Origin of the sequence: Pandoraea fibrosis (assembly GCF_000807775.2) — a bacterium.
GTDB lineage: Bacteria > Pseudomonadota > Gammaproteobacteria > Burkholderiales > Burkholderiaceae > Pandoraea > Pandoraea fibrosis.
The window spans coordinates 854,276-869,941 of sequence record NZ_CP047385.1 but is presented as its reverse complement, the minus strand read 5'-3'; the positions used below and the strand labels follow the sequence as shown (position 1 = coordinate 869,941).

The window sequence follows — 15,666 nt, the reverse complement described above, 5'->3', positions numbered from 1 at the left end:
ATGCAAAAAGTGCTGGTGGTGGACGATGCGGCGATCAACCGTCAGGTACTGACGGATTTGCTGAAGTCCGATTGCACCGTCATTCTCGCCAAAAACGGCGAACAGGCGCTGACGCTTGCCGCACAACATCGTCCGGACCTGATTCTGCTCGACGTCGTGATGCCCGAGGTAACGGGGTATGACGTATTGCGCCGGCTCAAGAGCGATCCACACACGGCGGCGATTGCCGTTGTCTTCATTACCGGCCTCGATACGCCGGAAGACGAAGAGAACGGACTGACCCTAGGTGCCTCCGACTACATCACAAAGCCGTTCAATCTCGCTGTGGTGCGCGCACGCGTGCGCCTGCACCTGCAACTCGCCCGGCAGCGTCGGATGCTCGAGACGATGGCCAACGTCGACGGGCTGACCGAGATTGCGAACCGGCGCTATTTCGACGACCGTTACGCGACCGAATGGGCACACGCCGCGCGAGAAGGACGCCCGCTTTCGGTGGCGATTCTCGACATCGATTTTTTCAAGGAATTCAATGATCGCGCAGGCCATGCAATGGGGGATCGGGTGCTGCAGGGCGTCGCCTCGATACTGACCCGCGAAATGGTGCGCTCGACGGACCTGGTAGCCCGCTATGGCGGAGAGGAGTTCGTGGTGCTGATGCCGGGCACCGAGGCCGAAGGTGCTGCGCGGTTCGCCGAACGTCTGCGCGAGGCAACCTCTCGGCTGCCGCTGCTATGGTCCGATGCTGCGCACGCCGGTCAGGTCACGGTGAGCCTGGGTGGGGCGACGCTGCAACCCGGCACGGACGAATCCGCTGCCGCCCTGTTGAAGGCGGCAGACGATCATTTGTATCGTGCGAAGAAGGAAGGACGCAATCGCGTGGTATGGCGGGAATCGAGCCGCGATTTGGGCGATACGGGTCCGCAATGAATGGAGCGGGCGTCATCGCGTGTGGAGCCGGCTATTCAAGGTGCTGCTTCATCAGCGATTCGAACCATTCGATAAACGCGATTAATCGATTCGACCGCTGTCTCCGATGCGGATAGACCAGAGAAATGGGCATGGACGCCGCCGGGAACTGTGGCATGACTTCGATGAGGCTGCCAGCATCGATCAGGTGCTGAACGTCGAAACGAGGAATCTGGATTAAGCCGAGACCTGCGACGCAGCATGCAATGTAGCCCTCGACGTTGTTGGCGATAACCTGGCTAGGGAGTTGTAGCGCCAGCGATTGTCCCGCAACCTCCCACGGGGCTTCAGTCCCTGCCGCCGCTGGCGAGTAGCCCACGCACCAATGTCCCTGTCGAAGATCTTCAGGACTGAGCGGCATGCCGTATTCTCGCAAGTAGTCAGGACTGCCACAGTTGATCATGGCGATATGGCCCAACGGCCTGACTACCAGGCTGCTGTCGCGCGATGCTCCCACCCGTACCGCACAATCGACGCCTTCCTGTATCAAATCGATGGTTCGGTCGCTTGAACCGAGTCCGACCTGTAAACGGGGATAGGTGCGTAGAAGGCTTGGGAGAGCAGGGGCAATCAGACGTCTGGCGATGCGGCTTGGCGCATCGATGTTCAGGCGCCCGGACACCTGTAGCGAACGAGAGTGGAAGAGTTGCTCGATATCGTCGGCATCCGCCAACAGTTTGCGCACGCGCTCCAACACTTGAGCGCCGTCCGGCGTCACCGAAACGCTTCGCGTGGTCCGATGCAGTAGCCTTGCCCCCAGCGCAGTTTCCAATTGCTGCACACCGGCCGAGATTGAAGCGCGCGGAATCTCCAGAAGTTGGGCTGTCTTTATGAAGCTGCCCAGCTCGGCTACCTTGACGAAGATTCGGTATTGCTCAAGTCGGTCCATCTTTCTTTCCAGCTCCTCTCCCCGCTTTCATGGGGATGCGTCAAGACGTCTTGGTTGTCTTCGCGCAGCACACGCGATGGAGTCACCTTTATCCAAGACCTTTCGATCCAACCGATGGGCCGGGCTGCGAGGACATCGTCATGTTCTATTAGTGCGACATTCGCGGCCCCGTTCGATGAACGGCATCACGGATTTCGAGTGTAAATATTAATCTCTTTCCAATCAGCCATCGGGTCTCGTCAGACCTTCCGCGTCCGTGCTTCATGACCAAACTTCTCGCGATATGCGGCCGGACTTGTATGAGCGATGCGCCGGAAGTGCCGGCGCATCGACTCTTCCGACCCGAAGCCTGCCAGCTCGGCGATACGCAACATCGGCATGGAAGGCTGCGCTTCGAGCAACTCTCGCGCCACGGCCACACGCTCGTGCATCAGCCATTCATAAGGCGCCATTCCGGTTGCATCCTGAAAATGCCGTTGCAAGGTACGCGGACTCATAGCCACCTTGTCGGCAAGCGAGCGCAAGGTGTGCGGTAAGGCGGGGTGCTGGCGTACCCAGTCGATCAGCTTCGCCAGACGTCCGCTTTCGTCACGCGGCATCGGTCGCGGCACAAACTGTGCCTGACCACCCTCGCGATGCGGCGGCACCACCAGCCGCTGGGCAACCCGATTGGCCACCGCGCTTCCGTAATCCTGCCTCACCAGATGAAGCAGCATGTCGAGCCCCGCCGCCGATCCCGCCGACGTAATGATCTGACCTTCGTCGACGTACAGCGCGTCTGGCTGCACGCGCACCGTCGGGTAGCGCTGCTGCAGCTTCTCAGCGTAACGCCAGTGGGTCGTCACAGTCTTGCCGTCCAGCACGCCAGCCGCCGCCAGCACAAATACGCCGGAGCAAATCGAGCAGAGACGTGCGCCGCGCCGATGCGCTGCGCGAATCTTCTTGAGCAGCGCCTCAGGCGGCACTTCATCCGGATCGCGCCAACCTGGGACCACGATCGTATTCGCGCTATCGAGTCGCTTGAGCGTGTAGGGTGCGGCGACCGTAATGCCGCCAGCCGCACGCAGCGGTCCGGGTTCGATGGCGCAAACGCCGAATCGATACCAGTTGACGTCAAGCTCGGGGCGCTCCAGTGCGAACAATTCGGTGACGCAACCGAATTCGAAAGTGCAGAGCCGGTCATAAGCCAATGCGACAACGAGATGATTTTCCATGGCGTAATGTTACCGGAGATTGTCATTTACGACACTTATCGGCCTGACGTCGCAACGGCAAAATGAGGGTTCCCGAATCGCGCTCGCCGTACATCACGCGTACCGCATTTTTCCGGACTCAACCAATGTCTACCATCACTGAAAGCAACGCCGTTATCGCCATTCCCGCAGCCGACAGCACCACGGCACTTGCCCACTTTCGCGCGTCGCTGCAATTTGAAACCGATTGCTCCGATGTTGCCAGTGCGCTTGCCCTCGGATCGCCCGGCTTCGTGTTGCTCGACGTCCGAAGTCCGGCGTTATTTGCTCGGGGCCACATTCCGGGTGCCGTGAATTTGATGCACGGCAAGATCATCGCGTCGAAGCTCGCCGATTATTCGCACGACACGCTCTTCGTGACCTACTGCGCAGGACCGCATTGCAACGGCGCAACACGAGGCGCCATCCGACTGGCGCAGTTGGGACGACCAGTGAAGGTAATGATCGGCGGTGTTACCGGATGGCTCGATGAAGGTTTCGACCTCGCTACGGGCACACTTGAATGATCGAGCCGATGTGCCCGGACGTACAGGTGCAGTTGACGCTCTCGAATCGCTTTGTCGACCTGGCCGAGGAGCGCCTGGACCAGGTCATCCGCGAACTCGCGCGGCGCGGCGCCGGCATGGCACAGTTGCCGGCCTATCTTTGCCAGAACGCCATCGATGACGGCACCCTGGTGCCCGTGCTGCAAGCCGTGCGCTCGCACCCGGCCACGCTGTACGCCATGTACCCGAGTCGGCGCGGTATGACTTCCGCCGTGCGTGTGTTCCTCGATCTGGTGCGCGCAAGGTGGCCATCCGGTCCGGCCTCCGCCTGATCCCTTGTGTCCGGCGGAACCGTTCCAGTTCCGCAACGCCTCGTTGCAAACCGCCGGCTTCCCGTCACCGGCGCACGCCGATAAGGTTCTCCGCATCGCCGGGGTCCGTGCCGCAGTGACGTGCAATGGAAGTACGACGCGCTGAGCTGGTCGCTGCGGAGGCACAGGTATTACTGTGTCTGTCGGCAGGCGGACGGGAAGAGGTGTCGGAACTCGTGCAGAAGGCCACCGACGCAGGCGGCAAGGCGGACCCCACGCCTGTCCAGGATTTCGGCTTCATGTACGGACGCAGCTTTGAGGATCCGGACGGCCATATCCGGGAGGTGATGTGGATGGACCCGGACGCCATTCCGCCTCACGGCTAACGGCGAACGGGCTGGGCGATATGACCTAAACTGATCGATAAACGCGTTACACGACGTGTGCCCTGAGACGGTGCCAAAATCCGTGTGCACATGTCCGACTTTCTGCTCCGAGGAGTCCTCGATGACTGGTTTGACTGCTGTTTTCGCCGTTCTCGTCGCGCTGTGGTTAGGCGCCATGATTCCGGGACCGAGCTTCGTGCTCGTCGCCCGTAATGCCATCGGCGTGTCTCGTCGTGCCGGGCTAGCCACGGCGCTGGGAATGGGTGTGGGGGGCATTTTCTTTGGCGGCGTTGCGCTCGCCGGGCTCTACACGCTTTTGCAGTCCGTCGAGTGGCTCTACATCGGTCTGAAAGTCGCCGGCGGTGCGTATCTGCTCTTCGTCGCGTCGAAAATATGGCGCGGTGCCGGCAGTCCCATCACCGTCGATGACGCTGGCGTCACCCTATCGGGCAGCGTACGCAGGTCGTTCTGGATCGGCCTTAGCACTCAGCTAAGCAACCCCAAGACGGCCATCTGGTACGGCAGTATTTTTGCTGCCTTGCTCCCTCAGCATCCCCCACTCTGGTGTTATTTCGCGCTGCCGCCGCTTGTGTTTATCGTCGAATGCGGATGGTACACAATCGTTGCGCTATGTTTCTCGAGCAGGGGCCCGCGTGAGGTTTATCTGCACGCGAAGCAATGGGTCGATCGGATTGCCGCCGTCGCCATCGCAGCACTCGGCCTGCGATTGATGCTTAACGCCTCCAAGGCCGGCATTTGACGTTCGCAAGCCACCTTTCGTCCGCCGGGGCCAGACGATAGTCCCCGACGGTGAAGGTGGCGAATGCTCGTTCTCACGAACTGGTCATTGCATCGCGCGACGACAAGTAGCGGAACACCGCACCGCCCGATACCAGTGCAATGGCTGCCAGTGCAACGGAAAACAACGTCGTACCGGCCGGCAGCCCTACGAAATCGATCGCATAACCGGTCATCACCGGCAACAGTCCTGCCGGCAGGTAGCCGCCGATATTCATCACCGCGTTGGCCTCAGCCCGGTGCGTGTCAGGCACATGCAGACCGATCAGCGTCAGCCCGCCCAATTGCCCCAGCCCCTGACCGACACCCGCGAGCAAAGCTGCGACAACGAGCAGCAGCGCCGACGACGCATGGACTGCGAAACTCAGCGCGCCCATCGAGAGCATCGTTGCCATCGTGCCGCCGGCCAATATCCCCCGCACGGACCAGCGACGCACGGCGAACTGCACGCCAGTGGCCGCGGCGAACATCGCACAGGCCATTCCACCTGCGATCAGAGGGCTATGCACGTCGAGTAGTCGCGAAAGTAACGACGGCCCCAGCGCCAACACAAACGACGTGGCGGTAATCCCGGGCCCGAACACGCCGATGCCGCTCGCCACATGACGCCGGTTTTGCGCCGGAACAGACGGCAAATGCAACTGCGCGTCGGCGTCGCCCACTCGTGCCGGACGCTTCAGCGGCAACCGGGCAGCGATGACGAACGCGCTCAATAGCACGACAAACTCAATGCCGAAGACATACGGGATGGGATGCACAAGCACGCGTGCAATTGCGCCCGCGAGCAGCGGTCCTAAACCCGCACCAAGCACCATCGCCACCGAAGCGAGCAATGCGGCCTGCCTGCGCCGATGCGCGCCCCCCAGATCGCCCACCGAAGCCATCCCCGCAGACACAATGACGCCGACCGAAATGCCGGCCAACAGCCGCGCTACACCTAGCATTGCAACGGACGACGCGCTCGCGAACAGCGCACACGCGATCAGTGCCGCGAGAAGTCCCGGCAGCAGGACGGGCTTGCGCCCATAGCGATCGGACAATTGGCCGGCAAGCAAGAGCGTGCCGAGCAAGCCGGCGATGTAAAGCGCGAAGATGACCGTGAGGGTGCCCGACGAAAAGCCGAGTGCGCGTTGCCAGTACACGTATAGCGGCGTCGGAGAGTTGGACAGCATGAACACTGCGGTAACCGTCCATGCGGCACGCCACATGTCGGGACTGGTGCGCGACGCGGCGCGGGCGCCTGAGACGGCGAGGGTGTCGGACACAACGATTCTCCTGTACGAGTTTTTTCGAACTATAGCCTAGTTCGAAAAAACTCGTACAGATGATATAGTCGCGTCATGAAATCGAAGACACTTAACGAGGCAGGCATTCCGGTGCCTCCCGAGCTGCCCGCCCCTTTGCCCGAACCAGCCGTGGCCAATTTGCGTCTTGAGACAATTCTTGGCGCGTTGGCTGATCCGCTGCGTCTCACTATCGTTCGCAAGTTGATGCTGGAATCAGAGGCCTATGACCATCCGTGCGGTTGGTTCGGCTTTGACCGTCCCAAATCGTCACTGACCCATCACTTCAAGGCGTTGCGAGAGGCGGGTGTCCTCCGACAACGGCAATATGGGCTCGAGCGGCGAAGCCGTGTGCGCACGGAAGATCTGGAATCGCGATTTCCGGGGCTGCTGCAACTGGTCGCGTCCTGGACGCCTGTGAAGGAATAAGGCGCGGGACCCAGGGTACCTTTCGCCTTGTGCCTAGGCGACGGAAAGCAACCTTCTTGCACCATGAATCTTTGGCTGCTTCGGGGCCAGTGGAAACGTGGCCCCCGCCACATCAATCACACCGAGATACCCCCCAAAAGAGTCCGGCGCTCTTTGGACATCCCAGCTTGCCCCGCTCATGTGCCGGCATGTCGGACCGAACATTCCGCTCGATTTCCTGATTCAAGAACATCTCTGCCCGCCTGAGCCGACAACGCTCATATTCCGAATCTCCGGGCGTTATTGCGTCATCAAAGCCGCCAAACCCAAATAGAAACTTGATTCCGAGAATCATGACGGGAATAGTGCGCCCCTGCCCCGGCACACGTGGCGCGCTCATGATCTGCGCAATACCCATCGGAACATCAGCAAATCGACTTAAATAAGTCAACGTCTCTTATTTTTTTGAATAAATGCCAACCATCAAAAATTCCCGGTTGCCAATCTCTATGGCGTTGACTTTTCTAGTTGAATAACTAATCATAAGTACGAAGATCCAATAAACAATGATAATTTAAATTATCTTGCTCAATATTTTTATTAAATTCAAATAATTTAAATACCCATATTTAATTCCAAATTCCTGACTTGTCAGTACGTCTTCATATGTCTGCTGTCAAATATTTGAGGGTAAGCATGCCTTACACGACGACGGTTCTCCGCTGGCTGATGGTCTCCGCAATCTTGACTGGCGCTGCCGCCGCACAGGCGCAGTCCTCACGTTTTGACGCTCTGGCTCGTATCCCTCTGACGGAGGGGTACCTATCGCAAGCCGACTCACGCACGCTAAAAGACGAGCTTCTTTTTCAGCGTGCAGTGCAGTCTTATCTCTGGGCACAGCCAGCCTTGAATATTTTTGCGATGAAAGAGGGATCGGAAAAGATATTCGGCAAGGGCTACAACATATTGCCGGTCTGGAAGGAACGTCTGAATGCCAAGACGCAGGTCACCACGCCCAACTCCGACGTGATCTATGCGATGGGCTATCTGGATCTGAAGCAGGATGGTCCGATGGTGCTTGAAGTGCCGCCGGGATTGCAGGGCATTCTGGACGACTTTTTCCAACGCCCGATTTGCAATCCCGCGCCCGTCAAGGAAAAAACCTGGTATCCGGCGCCCTATGCGAAGGACATCTGGTGCGGCGACGTGGGCTTGCCGGGACCCGACAAAGGAAAAGGGGCGAACTATCTGATCATCCCCCCGGACTATCAGGGCGAAATTCCGAAGGGTTACATCGTCTATAAGTCCAAAACCTACAACGTGTTTGTGTTCTGGCGAGCGTTCTTCAAAGACCCGGCGAATTTGTCGGAGCCGGTCGACCTGATCATGCGAACGAAAATTTATCCGCTTGGCAAGAAGAGCACCGCCAAGCCGATGCAATTCCCGGATGGATCGACGGCCGCCCCGTACATGCTCTATCCCACCGATGGCACGGCGTTCGACATGCTTTCGCGCTTTATCGACAGCGAATACGTCGATCCGGCCGATGCAGACATGCGAGGCATGCTGGCCAGTCTCGGGATCGTCAAGGGACAGCCGTTCAAACCCGATGACCATACGCGCGAGATTCTGGACCAGGCAGGTAAGACCGCATTCCGGATCGGTCGTGCCATTGCCTACGATCCGCCGCCGATCGTGCCGAATACGCGTTGGTATCCCGATCGCAAATGGGTGAACCCGTTCCCTGCGAATACCGACTTCGTCGGCCCGTCGTTCAAGTATCTCGACCTGCGCACGGGCTTCTTTGCCCTGGCGTATTCGGCGAGTCCCGCAATGGCAGTGAACATGGCTGGCATGGGCGCGAAGTATCCGGTGGCATTTACCGACTCGGACGGCGATCCGCTCTCCGGCGGCAAATCGTACAAGCTGCACCTGCCCAAGGACATTCCGGCGGGCATCTTCTGGTCGGTCACCGTCTACAAACCGGACACGGCCTCCGGACTGGCTAACGGTCAGCCCTTCCCGTCCATCAACACGATGGACAAGCCCGACATGAACGCCGACGGTTCTCTGGATATGTACTTCGGCCCGACGCCCCCGGCCAACCAAAGCAAGAATTGGCTGAAGACAGTGCCGGGCGAGGGCTTCTTCGTGATCTTGCGACTGTACGGGCCGAAGCAAGCCTTCTTCGACCAGACATGGAAGCCCAGCGACGTAGAGAAGGTTCGATAAATGGCCACGCAACCCTCACCGGAAACTCACGCTATGCGTCATATTCTCACCTCCATGACCGCAGTCGGTCTGGCGCTGTCGTTCGTGTCGAACCTCGGCGTTGCCGCCTCGGGCGGTGGCACCCCCTACCCTTTCGAGAATGGCTTCCCTACCGCGAAAGCGGCGAAGCAAGCCAGCGATGACGCGGACTTTCAACGCGCATTGATCGCTTACCGGTTCTGGTACCCAACGGTGTCGGTAGAGGGAATCTTCAATGGCAATCGAGCCGTAGGCATCGCAGACGGCGAGCAATGGGGCATCGCATCGACCGGACCGCGACAAGTCGGATTCACGCTGAACTCGGATACCCCCTACGGTTCAGGCGTGCTGGACCTGTCCAACGGGCCCATGGTGGTCGAATTGCCCCCGGGCCAGTTCATCGGTCTGATAGACGATCACAACCAGGGCTGGGTGCAGGATATGGGGTTGCCCGGCCCTGACGCCGGCAAGGGCGGCAAGCATCTGGTGCTGCCCCCGGGATATACAGGCAATGTGCCCGATGGCTATTACGTCGGCCGCTCCCCGTCTTTGAAGAATCTCGTGGCCGTGCGCGCGTTGCCGGTGGGCGGCGATGTCCAGAAAGCCCTCGACGGTCTTCGCTCGATCAAGATCTATCCTCTCTCGCAGGCGAGCCACCCGACACCGCTGCCCGCCGTCGAGACGACACAAAGGGCGATGGACAGCACATCCCTCAAGTGGGAAGACAATTTGCAGTTCTGGGAAGTGCTGAACAAGGTGATTCAGGAAGAGCCTCCTGTGCCCGCGTTCCTGCCGATGTATGGCCTGCTGGCAGAACTTGGCATCGAGAAGGGCAAGCCCTTTGCCCCGGACGCCCGGATGAAAACCATCCTGACGCGCGCCGCGCAAGACGGTCGGGCACAGATGTTGGTATCCGCCTTCGCCAGCGCTCGCCCCGATCGCAAGAATTGGCCTGACCGCCAATGGGAGTGGGCCAGTCTGGTTTCGGGTAATGCTCAGTTCTCCACGCCAGGCGGCATGGATCTGGAGGCTCGGGACCGATGGTTCGCCCAGGCTATCGTGGCATCCCCGGCGATGTTTCGCCGTGATGCTGGCGCAGGATCCCTCTATTGGCTGGGAGCGCGCGACAAGGACGGCAAATACCTCGAAGGCGGTCGCACTTACAAGTTGACGATTCCTCAGCCCGTGCCGGGCAAGCTGTTCTGGTCGGTCACGGTGTATGACGCTACGACGCGCTCACAAGTGCAGACCGATCAGGACAAGGCGGCCTTGCGTTCGTTGTTTGAATTGAAAGATGTGGACACGTCGAAACCGGTCGATCTCTACTTCGGTCCGACCGCCCCCAAGGGGAACGAGGGCCGCTGGATCAAGACGACGCCGGGCAAAGGCTGGTTCGCCTACATCCGAATCTATGGCCCTGAAGCCGCCGCTTTCGACAAGCGCTGGAAGCCGGGAGACTTTGAGCCCGTGAAGTGAGGGTCGTCACCGGCTGCTCAATAACCGAGCACAAGTTCTCCTGGGTATCCGTGGGCAATCAGCTCCGACCAATGCCATGAGCGTTCATCGTGAGTCCAACAGACGTTTTCTCAAGGTACGGCAATGCTGAAAAGATGCATCATGGCGGTCCTTGTCGGTAGCTTTTGCCAATCTGCGCTTTCGCAGTCGGCTGACGATGCGAACAAGAGCAACAATCCGCTCAACCTCGCTACCTCGCTTAATTTTCAGAACTACTACACGCCCAGGCTGTTCGACACTCGGGCGCACACCAATGATTTTCTTGTGCGCCCGACACTGCCGATTGCTCCCGGAGGTCTCATCGGGTATCCGCAGATTTTGCGAATGACCGTGCCCATCAGCACAAGACCTGCGGGCGATGGCGGCTACACAACCGGCCTGGGCGACATCAATCTGTTCGACATCCTCCTGCTAAAGCAGGGCGAGCTCGATATCGGCGTAGGGCCGCTGATCACTTTGCCAACGGCAACCAGTCGCGAACTGGGCACAGGCAAGTGGTCGGGCGGACTGGCCGCTGTCGCCGTCCACGCCAGCAAGGAAGGGCTGTTGGGAGGTCTTGTTCAATGGCAACATTCATTCGCAGGCCAAAGCCAGCGTGAGACGGTTCACACCGCGACGTTGCAGCCCTTTATCATTCGAAACCTTCCACAGGGCTGGTACTTGCGTTCGACGGGAACGTGGACCTTTGACGTGCAGAAAAACAACTACGACATCCCACTTGGCCTGGGCGTCGGCAAAGCGTGGCGAGTCGGCAAAGATATCTTCAACGCCTTTGTCGAGCCACAGTGGACGGTGGCGCACAAAGGCGAGGGAGTCCCGCAGTTCACAGTCTTCGCCGGCCTCAATATCACGTTCGGGAAGTAAATCCTGCGCGGCTCCGTCGGATGCAGGCACGGTTGCCTGCTTCCGGCCGGCGACGGTGTGCAGCACTCATCGGCGTTGGCATCTCAGGACTATCCCGTCCCCGTGCGAACCGGTCGGGGCGGGCTGATGCGTGACGTCGCGTGTGTCGACGCAGCGATATTGCGATATTGCCCTTTGAAATACAGCAGCGGTTGCATTGCCGCTGCGTTTTGCAGGTTTAACGCTTTCACTTCACCAATCACGATCAGGTGATCCCCTGCGGCATGTTCGGCGTAGATTTCGCAATCAAGCCAGTGAAGGCTGCCGGCGATGATCGGATTCCCCAGCGGTGATTCCAGCCGTTCGATTCCGTGCCACTTGTCGGCACCTCGCCGGGCAAACTGGTTGGAGATCTCGACCTGCGCATCTGACAGAATGTTGACGGCAAATCGACCCGCCTGGCGAATTTTGGGGTAACTGGCCGAACTGGACATTACGCTGAACGACACCAGCGGCGGGCTCGTTGAAACGCTGTAGAACGACTGGCATGTGAAGCCAATCGGTTCGCCATCAACGTGCGAGGTAATTACCGTGATGCCGGAAGCGTAGTGTCCGAGCGCTTCACGAAAGCTCAGTGGCTCGATCGCAGTAGGGGAATAAGACATAGAAGAGACTCAATGCTGGGCGCGGCTCGATCAGAGCAAGCAAACCCGTCCAGGGTGCCGACTGACGTATCTCGATCAGCAACAACACCTGACTGGCCCGCTTGCGCTCGCCGACTTCAGTTCGGCATTAGTTCGAGAGTTCTCTACGGACGATCTCTGCCCCCGCACTCAGCGCATTGAGCTTGCCGCGCGCAACGCTACGCGACAAGGGCGCCATGCCGCAGTTGGTGCAAGGATAGAGCTTGTCGGCATCGACGAACTGAAGGGCTTTTCGTAACGTAGCGGCGACTTCCTCCGGCGTTTCGATGGTCTCGCTTGCCACGTCGATGGCTCCGACCATCACCTTCTTGCCACGAATGAGTTCAATGAGGTCGATCGGCACACGGGAGTTGTGGCATTCCAGCGAGACGATATCGATGCTGGATTGTTGCAGCTTGGGAAAGGCTTCTTCGTATTGTCGCCACTCCGATCCCAGCGTCTTTTTCCAATCGGTGTTGGCTTTGATGCCGTAGCCATAGCAAATATGCACGGCCGTTTCGCACTTGAGCCCTTCAATTGCCCTTTCCAGCGTGGCAACGCCCCACTCGTTCACTTCATCGAAGAAGACATTGAAAGCAGGCTCGTCGAACTGGATGATATCGACGCCGGCAGCCTCCAACTCCCTGGCTTCCTGATTGAGAATCTTGGCGAATTCCCAAGCCAGTTTTTCTCGACTCTTGTAGTGATTGTCGTAGAGCGTATCGATCATCGTCATGGGACCCGGCAGAGCCCACTTGATGGGTTGCTTGGTTTGCCCACGCAAGAACTTGGCATCCTCGACAAAAACCGGCTTTTGGCGAGCGACAGGGCCGACAACCGTGGGCACACTTGCATCGTAGCGATCACGAATTCTCACGGTCTGACGATTCTCAAAATCCACGCCGCTGAGGTGCTCGATAAACGTCGTCACAAAATGTTGGCGCGTTTGCTCGCCGTCACTGACGATGTCAATGCCTGCATGCTGCTGTTCCTGCAAAGACAAGCGCAGCGCATCCCGCTTTCCCTCAAGCAACGCCTCGTCCTGCAACTTCCAGGGTGACCAAAGCTTCTCGGGCTCTGCAAGCCAGGAAGGTTTCGGCAGGCTGCCGGCAGTTGAAGTGGGTAGCAATTTTTTCATGATGAATGACCTTGTCTTTGTGTTTTTGATGAATCAAATAGCGTAGCTGGCAGACCACTGATCAAGAACGGCTTGGTAAGGCTTGATGAAGTGCTCCTCAACAAACCTCCCCTGCTCAATAGCCAATCGACTGCGTTCTTCCCGGTCATAAACAATGCGGGTCAGGGAAAAATCCTGATGCTTCAGACTTGGCCGATAGCATTCCCCCGCCACCGAATTCGCGTTGTAAATCTCCGGTCGATAAATTTTCTGGAAGGTGTCCATCGTGCTGATGGTGCTGATGAGTTCAAGGCTGCTGTAATCGCCCAGCAAATCACCAGAAAAATAAAAGGCCAGAGGCGCCACACTGCCCGGAGGCATGAAGTAGCGAACCTTCAATCCCATTTTTCTGAAGTATTCGTCGGTCAGAGAATATTCGTCTTGCCGATATTCAACACCCAACACTGGATGTCGATTTGCGAGCCGATGATAGGTTCTACTACTCGACACGCTCAGGCAGATGACAGGCGGCTTCTTGAAATTGCCTCTGTAAGCGCTTGAATTGATAAAGCTCTTGAATAGCTTTCCGTGCAGATCGCCAAAATTATCAGGCGCACTGAAGCTCGGCTGATTTTTGTTGTGCTCCAGCAGCAGAACACTGAAATCATAATCTCGCACGTAAGAGGAAAAATTGTTCCCGGCAATGCCCTCGATGCGCTCGTCGTTATCCCGATCGACGATAGTTGTTTTCAATATTTCGATCAGCGGGAGAGCGTTGCCGCGGCTTTCGCCGTCAATGCTCATCTCAACGGAAATGATTTCAAGATTGACGGCATAACGATCGCCCTTGGGGTTATCCCAATACGCCAGAGCATTGAAACGATTGTCAATCATCCTTAAGGTGTTACGCAAATTCTCCTGACGGCTGTTTCCTCTGGCCAGGTTAGCAAAATTGGTTGTGATTCGCGTATTGTCCGAAGGATGATAGTTCTCATCGAAACAAATGCTCTTGATGGCAAATGTGAAATCTTTACTCATTGTGATCTGATGCCCTTGGCACGTTTGAACCCGTTATCGCGGTCGTCATCGGCGTCGGCGAATAGCATTCCGAACGTCTGCGCAAAACGAATGCTTTCGTTCTTGCGCAGTGCGTATTCCTTGAGCGGATGGATGTTCGGGTTGTAGAGGAAGATCGTGAAGTCGATGCCGGAGGCCTGCATCGCTTTCATCGCCTCACCCGAGCAGGGAGCGCAGCACGAGTGCAATCGCACTCGCTTGTGCTCGCCTGATAAAGCCAATGACTTGCGTTCGATCGCGGACACCACGAGACGTCTCCATGAAATACGCCCGCGCTGGGACTAGGAGCTTCGAATTATGGTGTCCGACCGATAGCCATGAAAATGGATAAGTTCTCATGGGCATATGAGTTGCGCTCATGGAGCCCACTGCCGAGACGCATCACGCCACGACAGGCCTCTTCGCTTGCTCGATGAAGGCGCGCAGATAATCGACGTCCAGGTCGGTTTCGCGAGCCCCCAAATAGATGTTTTTGGCAATGCCGTTCTTGCCCAGCCGGACTGGCACTACATCCATCGTGTCCGCGTACTCCAGCACCAGCCAGCGCGGAAGCGCCGCCACGCCGCGACCGCTGGCCACCATCTGCAACATGATGTCGGTGGTCTCGATCGCCTTATGTCGTTTGGGTGCAATGCCGGCGGGCGTGAGGAACATGCTGTAGATATCCAGTCGGTCGACCGGCACGGGATAAGCCACCAGTACCTCATTGGTCAGTTGCTTGGGCTCGATGTATTCCTCTTTGGCCAACCTGTGGTTGCCGGCGACGACCAGGACTTGCTCGTAGTCGAATACCGGCTCGAATACGAGGCCGGGCTTGTCCAGCGGATCGGGCGTTACCAGCAGGTCGATCTCGTAACCGAACAGTGCACCGATGCCACCAAACTGGAATTTTTGTTTGACGTCTACGTCCACATCCGGCCACGCGGCCAAATAGGGCGACACGACTTTCAATAACCACTGGTAGCAAGGGTGACATTCCATGCCGATGCGCAGCGCGCCCCGCTCCCCTTGAGCGAACTGCCGCAAACGCTCTTCGGCCAAACTCAGTTGTGGCAGCACCCGGTTGGCCACCGCCAGCAGATATTGGCCGGCCTGCGTCAGACGCAGGCTGCGACCTTCGCGCAGCCAGATGTCGGTGCCCAACTGCTGTTCCAGCTTTTTCATGCTGTGACTCAACGCCGACTGCGTCACATGCAGGACCCCGGCGGCCGCGGTCAGCGAACCCTGCTTTTCCACCTCCTGCACGATGGACAAATGGATACGATCAAGCATGATTGATGAATGGAATTCATGTTTTATTGAGATGCGGCCATTCTAATTCATCATTTGCGCGCAAGCCGTGACAATTGTCGGCCGGCTGAGCGACGTTCGACACAACGCCGCAGTTCGCCGACAATTCGAC

The 15,666-nt window shown here is 58.2% G+C and carries 17 protein-coding genes; 9 read left to right on the top strand and 8 right to left on the bottom strand.

Annotated features, from left to right (window positions below; all coding sequences use genetic code 11):
* Positions 1 to 927: a diguanylate cyclase gene (locus PI93_RS03820; protein ID WP_144400556.1), complete on the top strand. Its 927-nt coding sequence runs from the start codon at positions 1 to 3 to the stop codon at positions 925 to 927.
* A 31-nt stretch (positions 928 to 958) separates the two neighbouring features.
* Here the strand turns inward: PI93_RS03820 and PI93_RS03815 are convergent, their stop codons facing one another.
* Both PI93_RS03815 and ftrA read right to left on the bottom strand, forming a co-directional pair.
* Complete coding sequence (locus PI93_RS03815) at positions 959 to 1,855, bottom strand: LysR family transcriptional regulator (RefSeq protein WP_039375541.1); 897 nt, start codon at positions 1,853 to 1,855, stop codon at positions 959 to 961.
* Positions 1,856 to 2,094: 239 nt separating this feature from the next.
* A complete protein-coding gene (gene ftrA / locus PI93_RS03810) occupies positions 2,095 to 3,069 on the bottom strand; it encodes a transcriptional regulator FtrA (protein WP_039375542.1) in 975 nt (324 codons plus the stop codon).
* A gap of 125 nt (positions 3,070 to 3,194) precedes the next feature.
* On the opposite strand from ftrA, the gene PI93_RS03805 reads away from it, so the two are divergent.
* From PI93_RS03805 to PI93_RS03790, 4 genes are all read left to right on the top strand, one after another.
* Positions 3,195 to 3,614: a rhodanese-like domain-containing protein gene (locus PI93_RS03805; RefSeq protein ID WP_039375544.1), complete on the top strand. Its 420-nt coding sequence runs from the start codon at positions 3,195 to 3,197 to the stop codon at positions 3,612 to 3,614.
* Complete coding sequence (locus PI93_RS03800; protein WP_039375545.1) at positions 3,611 to 3,925, top strand: LysR substrate-binding domain-containing protein; 315 nt, start codon at positions 3,611 to 3,613, stop codon at positions 3,923 to 3,925. The genes PI93_RS03805 and PI93_RS03800 overlap by 4 nt, the downstream gene beginning before the upstream one ends.
* 125 nt (positions 3,926 to 4,050) lie before the next feature.
* On the top strand, positions 4,051 to 4,290 hold the full coding sequence (locus tag PI93_RS03795) for a VOC family protein (protein WP_407945345.1): 240 nt from the start codon (positions 4,051 to 4,053) through the stop codon (positions 4,288 to 4,290).
* Positions 4,291 to 4,411: 121 nt separating this feature from the next.
* Complete coding sequence (locus PI93_RS03790) at positions 4,412 to 5,050, top strand: LysE family translocator (RefSeq protein WP_039375547.1); 639 nt, start codon at positions 4,412 to 4,414, stop codon at positions 5,048 to 5,050.
* A gap of 73 nt (positions 5,051 to 5,123) precedes the next feature.
* Here the strand turns inward: PI93_RS03790 and PI93_RS03785 are convergent, their stop codons facing one another.
* A complete protein-coding gene (locus PI93_RS03785) occupies positions 5,124 to 6,353 on the bottom strand; it encodes an MFS transporter (protein WP_201278426.1) in 1,230 nt (409 codons plus the stop codon).
* Positions 6,354 to 6,428: 75 nt separating this feature from the next.
* Here PI93_RS03785 and PI93_RS03780 point away from each other — a divergent pair, with 75 nt between their 5' ends.
* From PI93_RS03780 to PI93_RS03765, 4 genes are all read left to right on the top strand, one after another.
* A complete protein-coding gene (locus PI93_RS03780; RefSeq protein WP_039372366.1) occupies positions 6,429 to 6,800 on the top strand; it encodes an ArsR/SmtB family transcription factor in 372 nt (123 codons plus the stop codon).
* A gap of 900 nt (positions 6,801 to 7,700) precedes the next feature.
* Positions 7,701 to 9,011 carry a DUF1254 domain-containing protein gene (locus PI93_RS03775; RefSeq protein ID WP_236105723.1) on the top strand — a complete coding sequence of 437 codons (1,311 nt, stop codon included), beginning with the start codon at positions 7,701 to 7,703 and terminating at the stop codon, positions 9,009 to 9,011.
* Between the two features lie 33 nt (positions 9,012 to 9,044).
* A complete protein-coding gene (locus PI93_RS03770; RefSeq protein ID WP_201278425.1) occupies positions 9,045 to 10,505 on the top strand; it encodes a DUF1254 domain-containing protein in 1,461 nt (486 codons plus the stop codon).
* Positions 10,506 to 10,646: 141 nt separating this feature from the next.
* On the top strand, positions 10,647 to 11,408 hold the full coding sequence (locus PI93_RS03765) for a hypothetical protein (RefSeq protein WP_201278424.1): 762 nt from the start codon (positions 10,647 to 10,649) through the stop codon (positions 11,406 to 11,408).
* 89 nt (positions 11,409 to 11,497) lie between these two features.
* Here PI93_RS03765 and PI93_RS03760 read toward each other — a convergent pair whose 3' ends face one another.
* From PI93_RS03760 to PI93_RS03740, 5 genes are all read right to left on the bottom strand, one after another.
* The gene (locus PI93_RS03760) at positions 11,498 to 12,052 is read right to left on the bottom strand and encodes a flavin reductase family protein (protein WP_052240793.1); all 555 of its coding nucleotides are present in this window, start codon (positions 12,050 to 12,052) and stop codon (positions 11,498 to 11,500) included.
* A 127-nt stretch (positions 12,053 to 12,179) separates the two neighbouring features.
* A complete protein-coding gene (locus PI93_RS03755; RefSeq protein WP_039372373.1) occupies positions 12,180 to 13,208 on the bottom strand; it encodes a methionine synthase in 1,029 nt (342 codons plus the stop codon).
* Positions 13,209 to 13,241: 33 nt separating this feature from the next.
* Positions 13,242 to 14,225 carry a DUF1852 domain-containing protein gene (locus PI93_RS03750; protein ID WP_039372375.1) on the bottom strand — a complete coding sequence of 328 codons (984 nt, stop codon included), beginning with the start codon at positions 14,223 to 14,225 and terminating at the stop codon, positions 13,242 to 13,244.
* Positions 14,222 to 14,416 carry an epoxyqueuosine reductase QueH gene (locus PI93_RS03745; protein WP_407945344.1) on the bottom strand — a complete coding sequence of 65 codons (195 nt, stop codon included), beginning with the start codon at positions 14,414 to 14,416 and terminating at the stop codon, positions 14,222 to 14,224. The genes PI93_RS03750 and PI93_RS03745 overlap by 4 nt, the downstream gene beginning before the upstream one ends.
* 229 nt (positions 14,417 to 14,645) lie before the next feature.
* A complete protein-coding gene (locus PI93_RS03740; protein WP_039372377.1) occupies positions 14,646 to 15,536 on the bottom strand; it encodes a LysR family transcriptional regulator in 891 nt (296 codons plus the stop codon).
* Positions 15,537 to 15,666: the final 130 nt, after the last annotated feature.